Consider the following 15,713-nt stretch of genomic DNA (forward strand, 5'->3'; position numbering starts at 1 on the left):
GAGCTATCCGACAAATTCCGGGCACCCCTTGCCGTGCATCGTGGGAGTGTCTAGAATTATTCCACAACAATACACTATATTCTATAGGAATACATTCAATGAGCATCCAGCCAATGGATCTTTCTGAACGACAGCATCCGCAAGACGCTCCTCAGCCGCGGCCGGCTTCCGTGTTGATGAAGCCGGCACGGCTCAGCGTGATGCAGGCAAGCAGGCTGAGCACCACTCGCCTTCTGATGGCCAAGGCGATTCGCGGACGCTGGAAGTTCACTTGCCTCGACTGGGACATTGACGAACGGTCCAGTGGCACGGCGCTGTACCGCATCGACACCGGCGAGATGGCCTTCGACTTCATCGTGCATTCTTTCGAGCCCGCCAAGGAAGGGCGAAACGGCCGGATCATCGGCGGCGTGTGGGACATGATGGCCGCCCTGGTCGAAGGGCCAGTGTCCGCCGAGGACGTGCGCACGACGGGCAAAGAAATCAAGAAGCTGTACGCGGGGCGTGCCACGCCGGGCACCCTCGTCTGGGCACGCTCGAACCGGAGTTCCCGTGTGTTCGAACACACGGTCGATGCGCTTGCGCACGGCCGCCAGCCCGACATCGGAACTCTGGCGGAGGTGTGCTATCTCATGCGCAACACCGGCCTGGATGGCAACGGCACGTTCGGCACACGGAGTTTCCGCGCACTGGAACCGAATCATCCACTGCGTCGCCCGCTGGATGCGCAGATGCTGAGCGCTTACATGATGCGGGTCTTCTCCATCGACCTGGTCAACCACCTGGCCCGATGCAGGAACGTCAATGCGGCGAAGCTGGCTCCGGAGATCCAGCGCTTCCTCGGTGTCGGCAACGGCTCCGCGTTGGGCCTGGTGCTCTTCGTCAACAACCATCCGCACCTCGTTCATCACTGGATCGCCAGCCGCGAGAAGGCCATCGTCGCGGCAGAACGGCTTCCGGTGGGTCGCGGCGATGCGAGACTCGCGCATCTGCTCGCGCTCCTGGATCGGGCGATCACCTTCAGAGCCCAGGACAGGATGGACTACGAGCGGTTCGCCGCCAGCAGGGACATCGCCAGCGAGTTGCAGAAGATTCGCCACGCCGTGCAGGCGCTGTACAGCACAGGCCTCGTGAACGGCGTTGCCCGGCGGTTTCCGTTGTACGCGCTGGCCCAGTCATTCGAAGAAACGATCCATGAGGAGGCCGTCGAAACTTTCCTGGGGCTGCTGACCGAGCTGACACCCGAGCTGTGCGACCAACTCGCCGAGCAGCTCGGCGTGGACGAGGAGTTCACCACCGAGCCGCAGATGACGGTAGGGCATCTGCGCAACCTCTTGCACGACCAGTACGGCTGGTCCTTCGAGATCGACATCGATTCCCCCGCTGCCAGCAAGTATGTCTGGTACAAGTCCGCGACCGCCGAGGAGCCTCGGCGCGGCCCCAAGGAAGAAGCGGGTGACGTACACAACCTCGCGCTCGATCTTCCGCGCCTGGTGCGCGAACTTGACGAAGCCCTGGCTGTGCTTCCGCCCGAAATGACGACCGCACGTTTCCTCCTCGAGCGGCCGGCACTGCGTTTCATCGTGAGCCGGGTGCAGACGCTGGACGGATTGGCCTACCACTCCCCTCAAATGAACATGATGGGCGAGGACCTGATTCCCTGCGATATCACCCGCTTCATCAACATCGGGATTCATGGCATCGACAAGACCCGCGACTACCAGCAACGCGCCCTGCGCGGCGTCATGTACCAGGGGGCTCCCACCGTCGAAGACATTGCCAGCGGCACACACACCGACTGGTTCCACCCTGAAGAGCCGCAAGCATGACCACGCCAGACTCCACCGATCACACCACCATCCATGTGTCAGTGCGCGAAGCGCGCATGGCCGTCGAACGCATCCTGATGACCTGCGGCTTGCCCAAGGGCTACGTCCCCGCGGTACGCGAGTGCATTCTGTTGTCCCAGTCGCTTGGCCTGGCGGGCTTCGACGGCATCCGCGATGCGCACGACGCGCTGACCGGGGCGCGGCTCGAACGCATGGCCATCGTGGAAGAGGCGGGAAGCGCTCTCACGCTCGATGCGGGCCAACTGCATGCCTGGCTGGTCCTGCCCACCATGGTGGACCTGGCGGTCGATCTCGCCCGACGCCGTGCAGGGGCGACCGTGCGTGTCGAGAACGCGCTGCAGCCCGATGAGTTGCGGATTGCCACCGCGCTCGTCAGTCGCTATGGCGCCGTGGCCTCGTTCGGGAGCGACGGTACCCATGGCGTCGTCGAAGTCCGCAATGCTGCGCGTCCCCGGAGCATCCAGGAGTGGGACCCGAGGCTTCAGGCAGCACTGCGCGATGGCTATTCATTCGAGAAATCCCGCTGGCGCGAAATCTACGCACTGTCCAACCGGGCTCTCGCGCCGGATTCGGTGACGTCGCGCCGGCACGCCGGACCGGTGCTGGTCGATGCACAGGGTCGGATCGTCGGCCGCGCGCCCGTGGACGATGAAACCGACCTTCGGACGTTGACCTGCGTCAACTAGCTCTTCCCTTCAACCTTGAAACGTATTTCGGAGTCTTCCGTGACAGCAGCAAACACAAAGCCAGCAGGAATTTTCGTCGACGGACTCACCATGCCGGCAATGGACCGTCAATGGTTCGAAGAGTGGCGGGCCGCGCGCCTGGGGTGTGTCAACATGACCGTCTCGGTCTGGGAGAACTCCCAGGAAACCCTGGGACTGCTGGCGCGATGGCGCGAAGTCATCCGCGAGAACAGCGACCTGGTGGAGAGCGCAAGCAGCGTCCAGGACATCGAACGCATCGCGGCTTCGGGGCGGACAGCCATCGTCTTCGGCTTCCAGAACACGGCGCCCATCGACCACAATCTCGACCTCTTCGGCACATTCCGCGAACTGGGCGTGTGCATCATGCAGTTGACCTACAACCTGCAAAACTACATCGGTTGCGGATACTGGGAAGAAAAGGACACGGGCATCTCGTCACGGTTCGGCCGCAAAGCCATTGCCGAGATGAACGATGTCGGCATCCTCATCGACTTGTCGCACTGCGGCGAGCGCACCACGCTCGAAGCCATCGACCTCTCGAGCAAGCCGGTTGCGATCACCCATGCGAACCCGCGCGCGTTCGTGGCCTCGCCTGTCTATGGTTCGGGCCGCCTGAAAACGACCGAAGCGCTCAAGGCGCTCGCTGCGAAAGGCGGAGTGATAGGTCTGACGCCGAATCGGAACATGACAGCCCATGGCTCGGAGACCACGCTGGCGCAGTTCGGCGACATGGTGGCATGGACCGTGGACGCGATCGGCATCGATGCCGTTGCGATCGGCACCGACTATTGCCCTGGACATCCGCGTTCCGTTCGCACGTGGTGGCGCTATGCGCGCTGGTCTCGTGAGAGCGCGCCGGCCGAGCACATGAAGGTCGCGCCGCATGAGGGTTGGTCGTCATGGATGAGCACCCAGGCCGGCATTCACAACATTTCCGCAGAACTCGATCGCCGCGGATTCAAGACGGATCAGATCGCGCAAATCATGGGCAGAAACTGGATGCGAGTCTTCCGCGAGTCGTTCGCAGCCCGCGCCTGACGCGCCGCAGGCCATCCCGCATCGACCAAGGAACGACCATGACAATTCTGCGCATCTGCCTGCTCGCACTGCTCGCGATCTGCTCTCACGCGAGCGCACAGGAAGTCCCCTATCCCACAAGGCCGGTCAAAGTCATCGTTGGCTATGGGCCGGGAGGCGGAACCGACATCATTGCCCGCATCCTCGCACCGGCGATGGCGCAAGAGATGGGGCAGCCCATCATCATCGAGAACAAGCCAGGTGCCAGCGGCATCATCGGTGCGTATGCGCTCGCGAAGGCGCCGCCTGATGGCTACACATTGATGATGGGCGTGGTTTCGCTCAATGCCCTGATGCCGAGCCTGAATTCCAACCTGCCCTACGACACCGCGCGGGATCTGGTCCCTGTCACGCTCACCGCGTCGGTGCCGCATTTCGTGGCGGTCAATCCTTCATTGCCGGTCAAGACGCTGCAGGAACTGATCACGTATGCCAAGGCACATCCGAATGAACTCAGCTTTCCCTCCGCCGGCAATGGAACGACACCGCACATAGCGGGAGAAATATTCATGAGCCTCACCGGAACACACCTGCTTCATGTTCCCTACAAGAGCACGGGGCAGTCGCTGCCCGATTTGATGTCGGGCATGCACAAGGTTTCGTTCGATACGTACCCGACCATTGCGAATCTGGTGCGCACGGGCCGATTGCGGGCGCTCGCGGTCACCGGCGCCAAGCGACTGCCCGACTTTCCCGATGTGCCCACGGCCGAAGAGGCGGGAGTGAAGAACTTCCGAATCTCGACATGGTATGGGCTCTTTGCGCCTCGAGGGACGCGTCCGAGCGTGATTGCCTACATCCATGCGAAGACCGCGAAGGCACTCCTAAGCCCTTCCACTGCGGCCAATCTGAAAGAGGCCGGCGTCGACGGCACGGTCACGCATTCCCCGGAGGAATTTGCCAGTCTCGTTCAACACGACACCGAGCGCTTCGCCAGGATCATCAAGGCGGCCAACATTCATCTCGAATGAGCGTTGTTCAGTGCGGCGGCGGCGCGGATGAGCGCCTTGAACGCATCCTCGTCGATCGCATCGCCCTCATGGAGATCGATCGCGCGCCGGGTATTGCCTTCGAGGCTCGAGTTGAACAGCCTCGAAGGATCCTCGAGCGCAGCGCCCTTGGCGAAAGTCAGCTTCACGGCGCGCTTGTAGGCCTCGCCGGTGCAGATGATGCCGTCGTGCGACCATACCGGAACGCGCCACTTCCATTCCTCGACCACCTCGGGATCCGCCTGCTTGATGAGTGCGCGCACGCGCGAGAGCGTCTTGCCGCGCCAGTCGTCCAGTTCCTGGATCCTCGCGTCGATCAGCCGGGATGGCGATTCGTCCTGGGTCGTTGCGCTCTTCTTCATGAGGCCGGATCTCCTTCGGATGTGGGTCCGTCCAGTCTATCCGCGAGCCCTAGGCCAGGTAGGCCTCCAGCACGCCGGCGTCGGCACGCAGCGCGGCCACGGTGCCCTGCATCACGATCGATCCGCGCTTCATCAGGTACGCGTAGTCACAGACCGACAGCGCGATCTCGGCATTCTGTTCCACCAGCAGGATCGACTGGCCCTGCCGATGCAGCGTGACGATGGCCTGGAAGACAAGGTCCACGATCGATGGCGCCAGGCCCATCGAGGGTTCGTCGAGCACCAGCATGCGCGGCTCGGTCATCAGCGCGCGGCCGATGGCCAGCATCTGCTGTTCGCCGCCGCTCATCAGGCCTGCGATCTGGCCGCGCCTTTCCTTCAGACGGGGAAAGAGATCGTAGACGCGCTCGATCAAATCGCGCGCGACGCCGCGCCCCGCGTAGCTGCTCAGCTTGAGGTTCTCTTCCACCGTGAGCGGCGCCACGATCATGCGGCCCTCCGGCACCAGGGCGAGACCGCGGCGCACGACGCGATGGACCGGCAACGTGGAGATCTCCTCGCCATCGAGCCTGATCGAGCCGCGCACCGGCCGATGCAGGCCGGCGATGCTGCGCAGCGTGGTCGATTTGCCGGCGCCGTTGGCACCGAGGATGGCGACCATGCTGCTCGCCCCGACCTCGAAGCTGAGGTCGGTGACGGCGCGGATGGCGCCGTAGCTAGCGCAGAGCGCGGATACGGTCAGCATCGGCAGTGTTCCCGAAATAGGCGGCCTGCACATCGGGATGGGCGATGCAGTCGGCCGGTGTGCCATGGGCCAGCAGCCGGCCGAAGTTCATCACCGTGACATGGTCGCAGAACTCCTTCACCAGGCGCACGTTGTGTTCGACCATCAGCACGGTCAGCCCGCCGTCGCGCAGGCTGTGCACCAGGCTGCCGATCTCGTTCGACTCCTGCACGTTCATGCCGGCGGTGGGCTCGTCGAGCAGCAGCAGCCGCGGGCCGGTGCCCAGCGCACGGGCGATCTCCACGCGGCGCTGTTCGCCATACGACAGCGTCTCCGCCAGCAGATGCGCCTGCCGGCCGAGCTGCACGCGTTCGAGCAGTTCGAAGGCGTGCCGCTCCACCGCCTTGCGCGCCGCGCGCGCTTTCGGCAGGCCGAGAAACGAGGCCCACAGCGACGCGCCGCGCCGCACATAGCAGCCGGCCATCACCTGCTCGAGCACCGTCATGCCGCTGAAGAGCCGCACGTTCTGGTACGTGCGCGCGATGCCGCGCGCGGCGATGTCGTGGGCCGGCGAGCGCTGGATCTCGGCACCGGCGAAGCGGATCGCGCCGCTGTCCGACGGCAGCAGTCCGGTGATGAGGTTGACCAGCGTGGTCTTGCCGGCGCCGTTCGGGCCCATGACGCCGGCGACACTGCCCGTGCGCACGCTCATCGACAGCTCGGAGACCGCGGCGACGCCGCCGAAGTTCTTGCCGAGGGCTTGCACGTCCAGCAACAGCGGCGCGGCTGCCGCCGATTCGCCTGCGGCCGTCAAGACGCGTCTCCGCTCGTGCGCGCCGCGCGGCGCAGCCGGATCGCGCGCGGATCGACCAGTCCGCGCGGCAGGAAGATCATGATCAGCAGCAGCACGACCCCGTTCGCCACCTCCTGGAAGGCAGGAATGACCGCCTGCGCGATCACCGGCAGCGCGGTGAACACGGCCGCGCCGATGATCGCGCCGACCCAGTGGTAGGACCCGCCCAGCACCACTGCCGCGATCATGGTGAAGGCGATGTTGACGAAGTAGGTGTCGGGCGACAGGAACTGCAGCACCAGCGCCAGCAGCATGCCGCCCAGGCCGCCGACCGCGCCCGAGATCACGAAGGCGATCGTCTGGATCCGCCGTGGCGCGATGCCCAGGCTGGAGGCGACGGCCGGGTCTTCGCGCACCGCGCGCGCGGCGATGCCGTACCACGACACCGACAGGCGCCAGAACACCGCGACGGCCACGGCCAGCAGGATCACCAGCACGCCGAGCGAAACGCCGACCGGCACGCTCAATCCGTTGACGCCGCCGGTCACGCCCGGCACGTTGATGACGACCACGCGCGTGATCAGGATCAGCGCCAGGCTGGCCAGCGCCATCCAGTGGCTCTCGAGCCGGAGGAAGATCAACGCGATCACATAGGCCAGCAGTGCGCCCGCGGCAGCCGCCACGGGCAGCGCGATCAGCGGATCGATGCCTGTCTGCAGCACCAGCCGCGCGCCCACGAAGCCGCCGATGGCCGCGTAGGTCACGCTGGCGAAGCTGAGGATGCCGGCCGACAGCACGGCATAGGTGCTGAGGCCGAAGAAGGCATTGACGATCGCGAATGCGAGCGTGCTCTGGTACGCCCGCCAGAAATCGACGACAGCTTGCATCGCTTCAGGCCCGCGAGAAGCCGGCACTGCCGAACAGGCCGCGCGGACGCAGCAGCAGGAAGCTCAGCAGCAGCACGTAGGTGATGCCGTCGCGCAGCCCCGACGAAAGATACTGCGCCGACATCACCTCCAGCACGCCCAGCCCCACACCGGCGACCGCGGTGCCGCGCACGTCGTCGTAGCCGCCCACCACCACCGCGGCAAAGCCCTTGAGCAGCAGGCCCTCGCCCAGCAGGAACGAGACGTTGTGCGTGGTCACGCCGCCGAGCACGCCGGCCAGGCCCGAGGTCGCGCCGGCGATGAAGGCGGTGATGATCACCACGTAGCGCGGATTGACGCCGCCCAGCGCGGCAGCCGTCTGGTTCCAGCCGACGGCGCGCATGGCCGCGCCGAAGCGGCTGCGGCGGATCAGCAGATGCAGGCCGAGCGTGACGGCGAGCATGACCGCCACCGTGATGAGCTGCATCGCCGGCAGCGGGATCGACCCGAGATGGAACATGGTCCCCGGATAGCTGCCGCGCGGAAAGCTCAGGCTCTGCTGCCCGGTGGCAGTGCCGGCCAGGCTGTCGAGGATGATCCAGAACGCGATGCTGGTGATGAGCGCACCCAGCATGCCGCTGCCGCGCCGGCGCAGCGGCTGGAAGGCGATCTGGTCGACCAGCACCGCCAGCAGTCCGCCCGCCAGCACCCCGACCCCCAGGGCCGGAATGAAGGGCAGCTTCAACTGCTCGACAGCCGCCAGCGCCGCGATCGCGGCCCAGCTCGCATAGCTGCCATGCGCCGCGTTGAGGATACCGAGGGTCGCGAAGACGATCCCGAATCCGAGACCGAACAGCGCATACAGCGAGCCGAGCGCGCAACCGTTGATGAGTTGCTCGAGGAAGAGCTCCATTGCTGGCGTTGCTTACTTCGGCGGCGTCCAGGGCACGATCTTGCCGTCGGCCGACCAGGCCACGACCAGCGTGCCGGTGGTCTCGGCCTGCCCGTCCTTCATCACTTCGCCGCCGTAGACCTGGTGGTCGATCTTGCTCACCTTCGAGAGCGCCGTGGCCAGCGATTCACGCGTCGGCGCGCCCGAGATCGACTTCAGTCCCTGGGCGATGAACCAGATCACCTGGTAGCCCTGCGCCGAATAGATGTCCGGCGGTGCATTGAACTTCTTCTGGTAGGCAGCGACGAAGGCCTTGGCTTCGGCAGACTCGACGATGGAGTCCGAGAAGCTGACCGGGAACGGCACACCCACCACCGAGTCGCCCATCTTCTTGAAGATCGGCGCCGGCGACAGCACGTCGTTGCCGACGATGGTCTTGGCATAGCCGCGATCGTGCAGCGCGGTGATAGCGCCGGCTGCCGCGCCCTGCGTCGCGTAGACCAGGATCACGTCGGGCTTGAGGCCCATCGCCTGCGTCGCGGCGGCGGTGAAGTCGGTGTCCTTGGTCAGCACGTTGACGACGCCGGCGGTCGCCACGCCCTTGGCCTCGAGCGCCGTGCGCGTCGCATTCATGCGGCCCTTGAAGGCGTCGTTGTCGGCCGCGAGGATGTAGGCCGCGGTCTTCGGCTTGACCGCATCGACGACCTTCACCGCGGTGGCCGTGTCCTTCGGTCCGGGCAGGATCGTCATGCTGTAGATCCACGGCAGCTGCGGCAGGCCGGCGGCCGTCGCGCCGAAGATCACCAGCGGCGTCTTGGCCTCGGTCACGATGGGCTTCAGCGAACCCGCGACCGGCGACAGGATGCAGCAGCTGATCGCCAGCACCGAGCGGTCGGCGATGAACTGGTTGGTGTTCTGGATCGCCCGCGCCGCGTCGCTGCCGCTTTCCTTCGGATCGAGCACGATCGAGGCGCCGCCCAGATACTTGCTGGCCTTGACCTCCTCGGCCGCGAGCTGGGCACCGTTCCAGTAGGACTGGCCGGCCGAGGCGATCGCACCGGTGTTCTCGGTGATGAAGCCGACCTTGTATTCGCCCGCCGCCAGGCCCTGTGCGGACGCTGGTGCGCCCTGCACGGCCAGCGCGATCAGCGCCGCGAACATCCAGGAACCATTCTGTCTGCGCCAGCTTCTCATTGCTTGCTCCTCGGTGGTGGTTGTCTTTTGATGATGATGCGAAGCGCAGGCTTCAGGCCTGCTCGCCGCCCATGTATTGCTTTTGCAGCGCATCGATGCGCGGAAAGCCGATGAAGTTGTTGAAGTCATGCAGGCCGGTGACCGCCAACGGCAGCTGCCTGGACGATTTCGTTTCGGCCAGCGCGCGCAGGTTGGTGCGCATGGCCTGGGTGGCGCTCATCAAGGCCACCAGCGGATAGGTCGCGATGGCGGCGACCTCTTCGATCTGCTGGCGGTTCAGATCGGTCTCGAGCCAGGCCAGCAGCTGCAGCGACAGCGGCACGCCGCAGCCTTCGCGCATGGCCTTCAGGCCGGCGAAGTCCTTGAAGCACTTGGAGATCGGCTGGATGATGTCGGCGCCCGCGGCCACATAGGCCCGGCCACGGCGCACGGCCTCGGCGCCGTCGACCGCGTCGGTGCGCGCGATGATCAGCACGTCGGGATTCTTGCGCGCGGCGACCATCGCGCGGATCTTGCCGATGTGGTCTTCCATCGGAACGATGTCGATCTGGTCGGACGAACACGGGCAGCGCTTGGGCGACACCTGGTCTTCGACGATCACGGCCGATGCGCCGGCGTTCTCGAACTCGCGCATCGTACGCATCGCGCTCACGGCGTTGCCGTAGGCGGTGTCGATGTCGGCGATCACCGGGATCGTCACCGCATTGCAGACGTTGCGCACCACCGAGAGGTTCTCGGTCATCGTGTAGAACTCGGTGTCCGGCTCGCCCAGGAAGGAGGACGAGACGCCGTAGCCGGAGGTCAGCAGCGCATCGAAGCCGGCCTCCTGGATCAGGCGCGCGCTCAGCGCATCGAAGGCGCCGGCAGCCCAGACGGTCTTCTTGGATTGGATCAGTTGCTTCAGGTGGGTCATGGCGAGAGGTCCTTGGGGGTGTCGTTCAGGAATCGCTTTTTCAGGTAGGTCTCGAGGCCACCGGCCTCGAGCATTTCCAGGTCGGCCTTGGGCAGCGGCTCGAAGGCGAGCACGGTGCCCTGGGTCAGGTTGCGCACGCACTGCGCGGACCAGTCCACTTCGATCTCGTCCCATCGCTCGACGAAGGCGAGGATGCCGGGACACGGGATCTGCGGAAAGCCCATGCTGATCTCGCCGCGCCAGTAGCCGGGCGAGAAGGACTCGGCGATCACGCCGGCGATCCCCATGTGGCGCATCGCCTTCATCGGCGGATAGTGCGGATGGCCGTAGCCGAAGTTGTGGTTGCCCACCAGCAGGTCGCCCGGGCGCACCGCACTGGCGAAGCCGGGGTCGTATTCCTGCATCGCGGCCTTGGCCAGCTCGTCCATGTTGGTGGTCTTGATGTTCTTGACGCCGACGATCTGGTCGACGTCGAAGTCGATCTCGTCGAACTTGAAGGCCACGCGGCCGCGCAGGTTCTGCATTGCCATGGTCGCTCCTTCAAGCTCGAAGGTATGGACGCGGGTCCGCGATCCTGCCTTCGACCGCCGAGGCGCCGATCACCGCCGCGTTGCACAGGTAGATCTCGGAATCGGGGCTGCCCATGCGGCCGCGCACGTTGAGCGTGCCGGTCGATACCGCGCGCTGGCCCGGTGACATGGTCGCGATCCGGCCGAAGCAGTAGTCGCACGAAGGCGAGGAGACGAAGGCGCCGGCGGCGGCGAAGACCTCGATCAGGCCTTCCCTGGCGGCGGCCACCATGATCTCCTGGCTGGTCGGCACCACGTGCAGCGCGAAGCCGTCGGCGATCTTGCGCCCGCGCAGCACGTCCGCCGCGGCGCGCAGATCCTCGATGCGGCCCGAGGCGCAGGAGCCGAGGTAGCCGGTCTGCAGGGGCAGGCCCAGGTAGTCCTTGAGATCGCGCGTATTGGCCGGGCTCGGCGGGATCACGATGATCGGCTCCAGCGTCGACAGGTCGATGGTGTGGCGTGCCGCATAGACCGCGTCCTCGTCGCTGTACACCGGCTCGAGCTGCTTGCGCGCACGCGGCAGCGCATAGGCCAGGCGCCTGGCGTCGGGATTGACGATCGCCGTCACCGCGCCGGTGAACATCGCCAGGCCGGTGATGGTCTGCAAGGCATCGTTGGACATGTCGGCCACCGCGGGGCCGCCGATCTCCAGCACCTGGAAGCGGCACGACGCCGAGCCCAGCACCCGCACGAGGTGATGGAACACATCGCGCGCCATCACGCCGGGCTGCAGCCGGCCCACGAGGTCTACCCGCGTGGTCTGCGGCACGCGCATCGACACCTTCTCCATCGCGAAGGCTTCGAGCACGTTGCGTCGGAGGCCGATGGCCAGCGCGCCGAAGGTGCCGAGCTGGCTCACATGCCCGTCGAAGTGGACGACGAAGGCGCCCGGCGTCGCGTAGCCCACTTCGGAGGAGACCTGATGGCCGATGCCCTTGCGCTCATAGAGCTTCACGTCGTTGATGGCGGTCCACTCGCGCGTGCCCTTGTGCAGCTCTTCTTCCGCCGGGCTAACCGCCGGGACCATGTGGTCGATGAAGATGCCGAAGCGGTCGGGCTCGGCCATCTTCGTGATGCCGAAGTCGTTCTTCAGCTGCTTGAAGATCACGTCGGTGTAGCCCGGGAAGTCGTAGGCCAGCACGAAGTCGGGCTTGGCCATGACCTCGTCGCCGGCCTTGACGGAGGGCAGGCCCGAGACGCGCGCGAGTATTTTTTCGGTGATCGTGGAGCCCATGGGTCTCTCCTGTTCGAGGATGTCTGTTCAGGCGCGCGCCGCTTGGCGCAGCCCGAGCGAGCCGGGGTTCATGAGCCCCTGCGGATCCAGCGCGGCCTTGATGGCCGCCAGCATGTTCCAGGTGTCGGGCTGCATCACCTGCTGCAACGGATAGTCGCGGCCGATCTGCCAGTTGACGCCGCCCAGACCCAGGTAGACCTGCTGCACGCCACGGCGCAGTGCGATCACGGCCTCGCGCGCGGGCAGGTTCGCGGGACGATCGAGCCAGGGGCCGACGACCTCGTCGCCGAGGCTCTTGCGATGCAGCGGCGTGATCTCGTCCTGCCAATAGAAAGCCGGTTCGAGAAAGAACTCGTTGCCGACGGTCATCGTGAGGTGCGACAGGATGATGCCGTGCGCTTTCATCATCGCGGCCTGGCTCTTGAAATAGGCGGCGCTCGCTTCCACCACGCGCGCCGCCTCGCTGAGCGGGAACACCGCGTGGATGGGCACCCAGCGCTGGCCGTCCGCGCCCAGCATGCCGCGCACCGGGTTGAAGGGGCGCGAGCGCATCACGCGCGCCGCCGCGTTCTCGATCTCGATGCCGTACCTGTTGCCGATCGCGCGCAGCGCGGCGAGGTCGGTCGCCAGCGCCTCGGCCGTCTTGCCCTCGACGACCAGGTGCAGCGAGCATTCGTGGTCGGCCAGGTAGTTGGCGCCGGTGGTCGCCACATTCACCGCATCCTTGATGCCTTGCAGCAAGCCCTTGGACGAGCGCGCGACGCTGCCCAGGATCTTCACGCCGTCCGACAGCTTGTTGACGCTCGCCGAGTTCAATGCCTTGGCGCGGTCGATGCCAAAGCCTTCGGAGATGGCCTGCACCGCGCTCATCTCGGCCTGGGCCAGCGCCATCGACTTCATGTCCCCGAAGCCGAAGCCGAGGTAGTCCAGGTGCTGCGGCGCCGGCGAGAGCTGGAGCGTGGCGCCGAGCTTGAGGCCGAAGGCGCCGGTGTCGCCGAGGAACAGGCCGGTCATGTCCGGGCCCGCATAGCGCGAGAAGGGCTTGGTGCCCACGCGGCCGCCCGAGCCCGTGGTGACCACCTCGCCGCCGGCCAGCAGCACCGTCACGCCGAGCACGCTGGCCGCGACCGTGCCATGCCGGGTCGAGCCGAAGAAGGCGCTGTTCTGCGACAGCGCGCCGCCCACCGTGGCATTGATGCCCGACAGCGGGCCCCAGTAGCCGGTGTTCATGCCGGTCGCCTTCAACGCCTCGTGCACCTGCGCCCAGGTGCAGCCGGCCTCGACCGTGATGTAGCGGTCGGGCACGTTGACTTCGAGCACCTTGTCGAGCTTGCGCGTGTCGATCACGATCGTCTGCGCGCTCTCCGGCAGGTAGCCCTTGGTATAGGACATGCCGCCGCCGCGCGGCACGATGGCGATGCCGTGCGCCGCCGCGGCCTTGACCGCAGCCACGGCCTGTGCCTGCGTCTGCGGCAGCACGACGCCGAGCGGCGCGATGCCGGGCTGCCAGAAGATGTCGTTGGCGTAGTACGCGCAGGTCGCGCTGTCGGACAGCACTTGCTCGGCACCGACGGCGTCGCGCAACGCAGACAGGAAGGATTCGTTGGGCATGGGAACGTCGGGGGCGAGTGCCTGATGAAATGAAAGCGACCGGACTCAGCCGGCCACCACGAGGTCGTCCGCGGGCGCGAAGTCGTAGCCGCCCGCGTGGCGCGTGACGTAGCCGCCATGCGGCGCACCGAAATGCGCGGGCAGCAGCAAGGCACGGCGATCGCTGCAGTAGTCGAGGATCGAACGCCGCGTCGTGCGCGCCTGCGCGGCCTGTTCGCAGAAGCGGCTGTTCCAGTCCGGGCGGAACACCTGCATCGGCTGGTGCAGCGAATCGCCGGGAAAGATCGCCGCGTCGTTGCCGGACTCGAGCTTCAGCATGCCGTGGCCCGCGGTGTGGCCGAACGCATCCTGGAAGAACAGGCCCTCGATGATCTTCGAGCCGTCGTCGATGAACTCGACCTGCCCCGCCTCGATCACCGGCAGCACGCTGTCTTCGATGACGGCGATGTTCTCGGGCAGGGTCAGATGGCCGCCGGTGGGCGACTGCCAATGCGCGAACTCGCGGCGCGAGAAGATGTACTTGGCGTTGGGAAAAGTCGGCACCCATCGGCCGTCGACCAGCTTCGTGTTCCAGCCCACGTGGTCGATGTGCAGGTGCGTGCAGATCACCAGCGTCACGTCCTCGGGCTGCACGCCGGCCTCGGCCAGCCGCTCCAGGTACGGCAGATGCAGTTGATGGAAGCGCTCGAACAGCGGCAGCGCGCGGGTCTTGTCGTTGCCGCAGCCCGTGTCGATCAGGATCGTGTGCCGGTCGTCGCGGATCATCCACGAATGCATGCTGGACATGACCTTCTGCGTGGGCTCGTCCCAGAAGCGCGGTCCCGACAGCAGCTTGTGCTCTTCGAAGATGTCCGGCGTGTAGTCGGGAAACAGGAAGGCCGGCTTGAAGCCCGGCGTGAGCATTTCCTCGATACGCGTCACGTGGTACGAACCTACTTGGAATGTCTTCATCCGCTTCTCGCCGTGGCGCCTTTCGAGTGGCGATGTTAGGCAGGCGGCCATCGGCGGCCTCACAGGGTAAACGTCCATATCCGCCACAATGTGGCGCCAACATGATGGCCTCCTTATGAGCAAGAAGTCCGAGAACAAAGACAAGGCCGCAGCGACCACTCCACAAGGTAGAGCCCCGCGCTCGGGCACCCAGAGCATCGAGCGCGTGATCGACGTGCTGCGCGTGATCGCGTCGCGCGGGCGCCGCGGCATGCGCGCCGGCGAGGTGGTCGCGACCTCCGGCCTGGCCGAGGCGACCTGCTTTCGCATGCTGCATCGCCTGGAACGCGAAGGCATGGTCGACCGCGATGCGCACACGAAGAAGTACTTTCTCGGGCCGCTCCTGCACGAGTTCGGCTTGCTGGCGCGCCCGCGCTACCGGCTCGCCGAACTGTGCGATGCGCCGCTGCACCGGCTGGCCGATTTCACGCAGGACACGGTCTACCTGAGCGAGCGCAGCGGCCTCGAAGCCGTCTGCGCCAACCGTGCGCTCGGCGATTTCCCGATCAAGTCGCTGTCGCTCGACATCGGCATCCGAAGGCCGCTGGGCGTCGGCTCGGGCGGACTGGCGATCCTGTGCTCGCTGCCCCCGGCCGAGGCCCGCGCCATCGTGGAGGCGAATGCCCACCGCTACGAGAAATTCGCCACCTTCACCGCCGACTTCCTGTACGGCGCCATTGCCGAGGGCCGGGCACGCGGCTACTGTTTTCTGGACAGCGCAGTCACGCCCGGCACCGCATCGATGGGCGTCGCGTTCCCGCCCCACAACCCGGTCGCGGCGATCAGCATCGCGGCGATCTCCGGACGCCTTCAGCCCGAGCGCCGGGAAGTGATTGCGCAGCAGATGCACCGCGAGGTGCGCAAGATCGTCGCCGCGATGGAGGCTGTTGCGCCTTCGGGCGAGGCATCATGAAGCCGATGACGATCGAAGCCTGCATCGCA

At 66.0% G+C, this 15,713-nt stretch carries 16 protein-coding genes; 5 read left to right on the forward strand and 11 right to left on the reverse strand.

What is annotated here, in order from left to right; translation table 11 throughout:
* The first annotated feature begins 98 nt into the window (after positions 1 to 98).
* The 4 genes from E5P2_RS36080 to E5P2_RS36095 are packed head-to-tail and all read left to right on the forward strand — an operon-like array spanning position 99 to position 4,605.
* A complete protein-coding gene (locus tag E5P2_RS36080) occupies positions 99 to 1,829 on the forward strand; it encodes a hypothetical protein (protein WP_162571865.1) in 1,731 nt (576 codons plus the stop codon).
* Positions 1,826 to 2,536, forward strand: coding sequence for a hypothetical protein (locus tag E5P2_RS36085; RefSeq protein ID WP_162571866.1), 711 nt, complete (start codon positions 1,826 to 1,828; stop codon positions 2,534 to 2,536). Before E5P2_RS36080 ends, E5P2_RS36085 begins: the two co-directional genes overlap by 4 nt.
* Before the next feature lie 15 nt (positions 2,537 to 2,551).
* Positions 2,552 to 3,595 carry a dipeptidase gene (locus tag E5P2_RS36090; RefSeq protein WP_162571867.1) on the forward strand — a complete coding sequence of 348 codons (1,044 nt, stop codon included), beginning with the start codon at positions 2,552 to 2,554 and terminating at the stop codon, positions 3,593 to 3,595.
* Positions 3,596 to 3,633: 38 nt separating this feature from the next.
* Positions 3,634 to 4,605 carry a Bug family tripartite tricarboxylate transporter substrate binding protein gene (locus E5P2_RS36095; protein WP_162571868.1) on the forward strand — a complete coding sequence of 324 codons (972 nt, stop codon included), beginning with the start codon at positions 3,634 to 3,636 and terminating at the stop codon, positions 4,603 to 4,605.
* Here E5P2_RS36095 and E5P2_RS36100 read toward each other — a convergent pair.
* The 11 genes from E5P2_RS36100 to E5P2_RS36150 form a co-directional block, all read right to left on the reverse strand.
* Complete coding sequence (locus tag E5P2_RS36100; protein WP_443083585.1) at positions 4,593 to 4,985, reverse strand: DUF1801 domain-containing protein; 393 nt, start codon at positions 4,983 to 4,985, stop codon at positions 4,593 to 4,595. The genes E5P2_RS36095 and E5P2_RS36100 overlap by 13 nt on opposite strands.
* 49 nt (positions 4,986 to 5,034) lie before the next feature.
* Positions 5,035 to 5,730 (reverse strand): ABC transporter ATP-binding protein, encoded by a 696-nt coding sequence (locus tag E5P2_RS36105; protein ID WP_162571869.1) that lies wholly within the window; start codon positions 5,728 to 5,730, stop codon positions 5,035 to 5,037.
* On the reverse strand, positions 5,702 to 6,523 hold the full coding sequence (locus E5P2_RS36110) for an ABC transporter ATP-binding protein (protein ID WP_162571870.1): 822 nt from the start codon (positions 6,521 to 6,523) through the stop codon (positions 5,702 to 5,704). Before E5P2_RS36110 ends, E5P2_RS36105 begins: the two co-directional genes overlap by 29 nt.
* Entirely contained in the window at positions 6,520 to 7,389 is an 870-nt protein-coding gene (locus E5P2_RS36115; protein WP_162571871.1) for a branched-chain amino acid ABC transporter permease, read from the reverse strand. The genes E5P2_RS36110 and E5P2_RS36115 overlap by 4 nt, the downstream gene beginning before the upstream one ends.
* 4 nt (positions 7,390 to 7,393) lie before the next feature.
* Positions 7,394 to 8,281, reverse strand: a complete 888-nt coding sequence (locus E5P2_RS36120; RefSeq protein ID WP_162571872.1) for a branched-chain amino acid ABC transporter permease — start codon at positions 8,279 to 8,281, stop codon at positions 7,394 to 7,396.
* A gap of 12 nt (positions 8,282 to 8,293) precedes the next feature.
* Positions 8,294 to 9,421 (reverse strand): ABC transporter substrate-binding protein, encoded by a 1,128-nt coding sequence (locus tag E5P2_RS36125; RefSeq protein ID WP_232081051.1) that lies wholly within the window; start codon positions 9,419 to 9,421, stop codon positions 8,294 to 8,296.
* A gap of 85 nt (positions 9,422 to 9,506) precedes the next feature.
* Positions 9,507 to 10,367: an isocitrate lyase/PEP mutase family protein gene (locus E5P2_RS36130; RefSeq protein ID WP_162571874.1), complete on the reverse strand. Its 861-nt coding sequence runs from the start codon at positions 10,365 to 10,367 to the stop codon at positions 9,507 to 9,509.
* Positions 10,364 to 10,897, reverse strand: a complete 534-nt coding sequence (locus E5P2_RS36135) for a LeuD/DmdB family oxidoreductase small subunit (protein WP_174262746.1) — start codon at positions 10,895 to 10,897, stop codon at positions 10,364 to 10,366. Before E5P2_RS36135 ends, E5P2_RS36130 begins: the two co-directional genes overlap by 4 nt.
* A 10-nt stretch (positions 10,898 to 10,907) precedes the next feature.
* Entirely contained in the window at positions 10,908 to 12,170 is a 1,263-nt protein-coding gene (locus E5P2_RS36140; protein WP_162571875.1) for a 3-isopropylmalate dehydratase large subunit, read from the reverse strand.
* A 27-nt stretch (positions 12,171 to 12,197) separates the two neighbouring features.
* Positions 12,198 to 13,781 (reverse strand): FAD-binding oxidoreductase, encoded by a 1,584-nt coding sequence (locus E5P2_RS36145; RefSeq protein ID WP_162571876.1) that lies wholly within the window; start codon positions 13,779 to 13,781, stop codon positions 12,198 to 12,200.
* A gap of 45 nt (positions 13,782 to 13,826) precedes the next feature.
* Entirely contained in the window at positions 13,827 to 14,732 is a 906-nt protein-coding gene (locus E5P2_RS36150) for an MBL fold metallo-hydrolase (RefSeq protein ID WP_162571877.1), read from the reverse strand.
* A 115-nt stretch (positions 14,733 to 14,847) separates the two neighbouring features.
* On the opposite strand from E5P2_RS36150, the gene E5P2_RS36155 reads away from it, so the two are divergent.
* Positions 14,848 to 15,684: an IclR family transcriptional regulator gene (locus E5P2_RS36155; protein WP_162571879.1), complete on the forward strand. Its 837-nt coding sequence runs from the start codon at positions 14,848 to 14,850 to the stop codon at positions 15,682 to 15,684.
* Positions 15,685 to 15,713: the final 29 nt, after the last annotated feature.

It is taken from the genome of Variovorax sp. SRS16 (assembly GCF_901827165.1).
Lineage (GTDB): Bacteria > Pseudomonadota > Gammaproteobacteria > Burkholderiales > Burkholderiaceae_C > Variovorax.

What these genes read in the sequence shown, in the direction of transcription:
- E5P2_RS36080 (WP_162571865.1), top strand. Translation starts at nt 99, where the DNA reads ATGAGCATCCAGCCAATGGATCTTTCTGAACGACAGCATCCGCAAGAC.
- E5P2_RS36085 (WP_162571866.1), top strand. Translation starts at nt 1,826, where the DNA reads ATGACCACGCCAGACTCCACCGATCACACCACCATCCATGTGTCAGTG.
- E5P2_RS36095 (WP_162571868.1), top strand. Translation starts at nt 3,634, where the DNA reads ATGACAATTCTGCGCATCTGCCTGCTCGCACTGCTCGCGATCTGCTCT.
- E5P2_RS36100 (WP_443083585.1), bottom strand. Translation starts at nt 4,985, where the DNA reads ATGAAGAAGAGCGCAACGACCCAGGACGAATCGCCATCCCGGCTGATC.
- E5P2_RS36105 (WP_162571869.1), bottom strand. Translation starts at nt 5,730, where the DNA reads ATGCTGACCGTATCCGCGCTCTGCGCTAGCTACGGCGCCATCCGCGCC.
- E5P2_RS36115 (WP_162571871.1), bottom strand. Translation starts at nt 7,389, where the DNA reads ATGCAAGCTGTCGTCGATTTCTGGCGGGCGTACCAGAGCACGCTCGCA.
- E5P2_RS36120 (WP_162571872.1), bottom strand. Translation starts at nt 8,281, where the DNA reads ATGGAGCTCTTCCTCGAGCAACTCATCAACGGTTGCGCGCTCGGCTCG.
- E5P2_RS36125 (WP_232081051.1), bottom strand. Translation starts at nt 9,421, where the DNA reads ATGTTCGCGGCGCTGATCGCGCTGGCCGTGCAGGGCGCACCAGCGTCC.
- E5P2_RS36130 (WP_162571874.1), bottom strand. Translation starts at nt 10,367, where the DNA reads ATGACCCACCTGAAGCAACTGATCCAATCCAAGAAGACCGTCTGGGCT.
- E5P2_RS36135 (WP_174262746.1), bottom strand. Translation starts at nt 10,897, where the DNA reads ATGGCAATGCAGAACCTGCGCGGCCGCGTGGCCTTCAAGTTCGACGAG.
- E5P2_RS36140 (WP_162571875.1), bottom strand. Translation starts at nt 12,170, where the DNA reads ATGGGCTCCACGATCACCGAAAAAATACTCGCGCGCGTCTCGGGCCTG.
- E5P2_RS36145 (WP_162571876.1), bottom strand. Translation starts at nt 13,781, where the DNA reads ATGCCCAACGAATCCTTCCTGTCTGCGTTGCGCGACGCCGTCGGTGCC.
- E5P2_RS36150 (WP_162571877.1), bottom strand. Translation starts at nt 14,732, where the DNA reads ATGAAGACATTCCAAGTAGGTTCGTACCACGTGACGCGTATCGAGGAA.
- E5P2_RS36155 (WP_162571879.1), top strand. Translation starts at nt 14,848, where the DNA reads ATGAGCAAGAAGTCCGAGAACAAAGACAAGGCCGCAGCGACCACTCCA.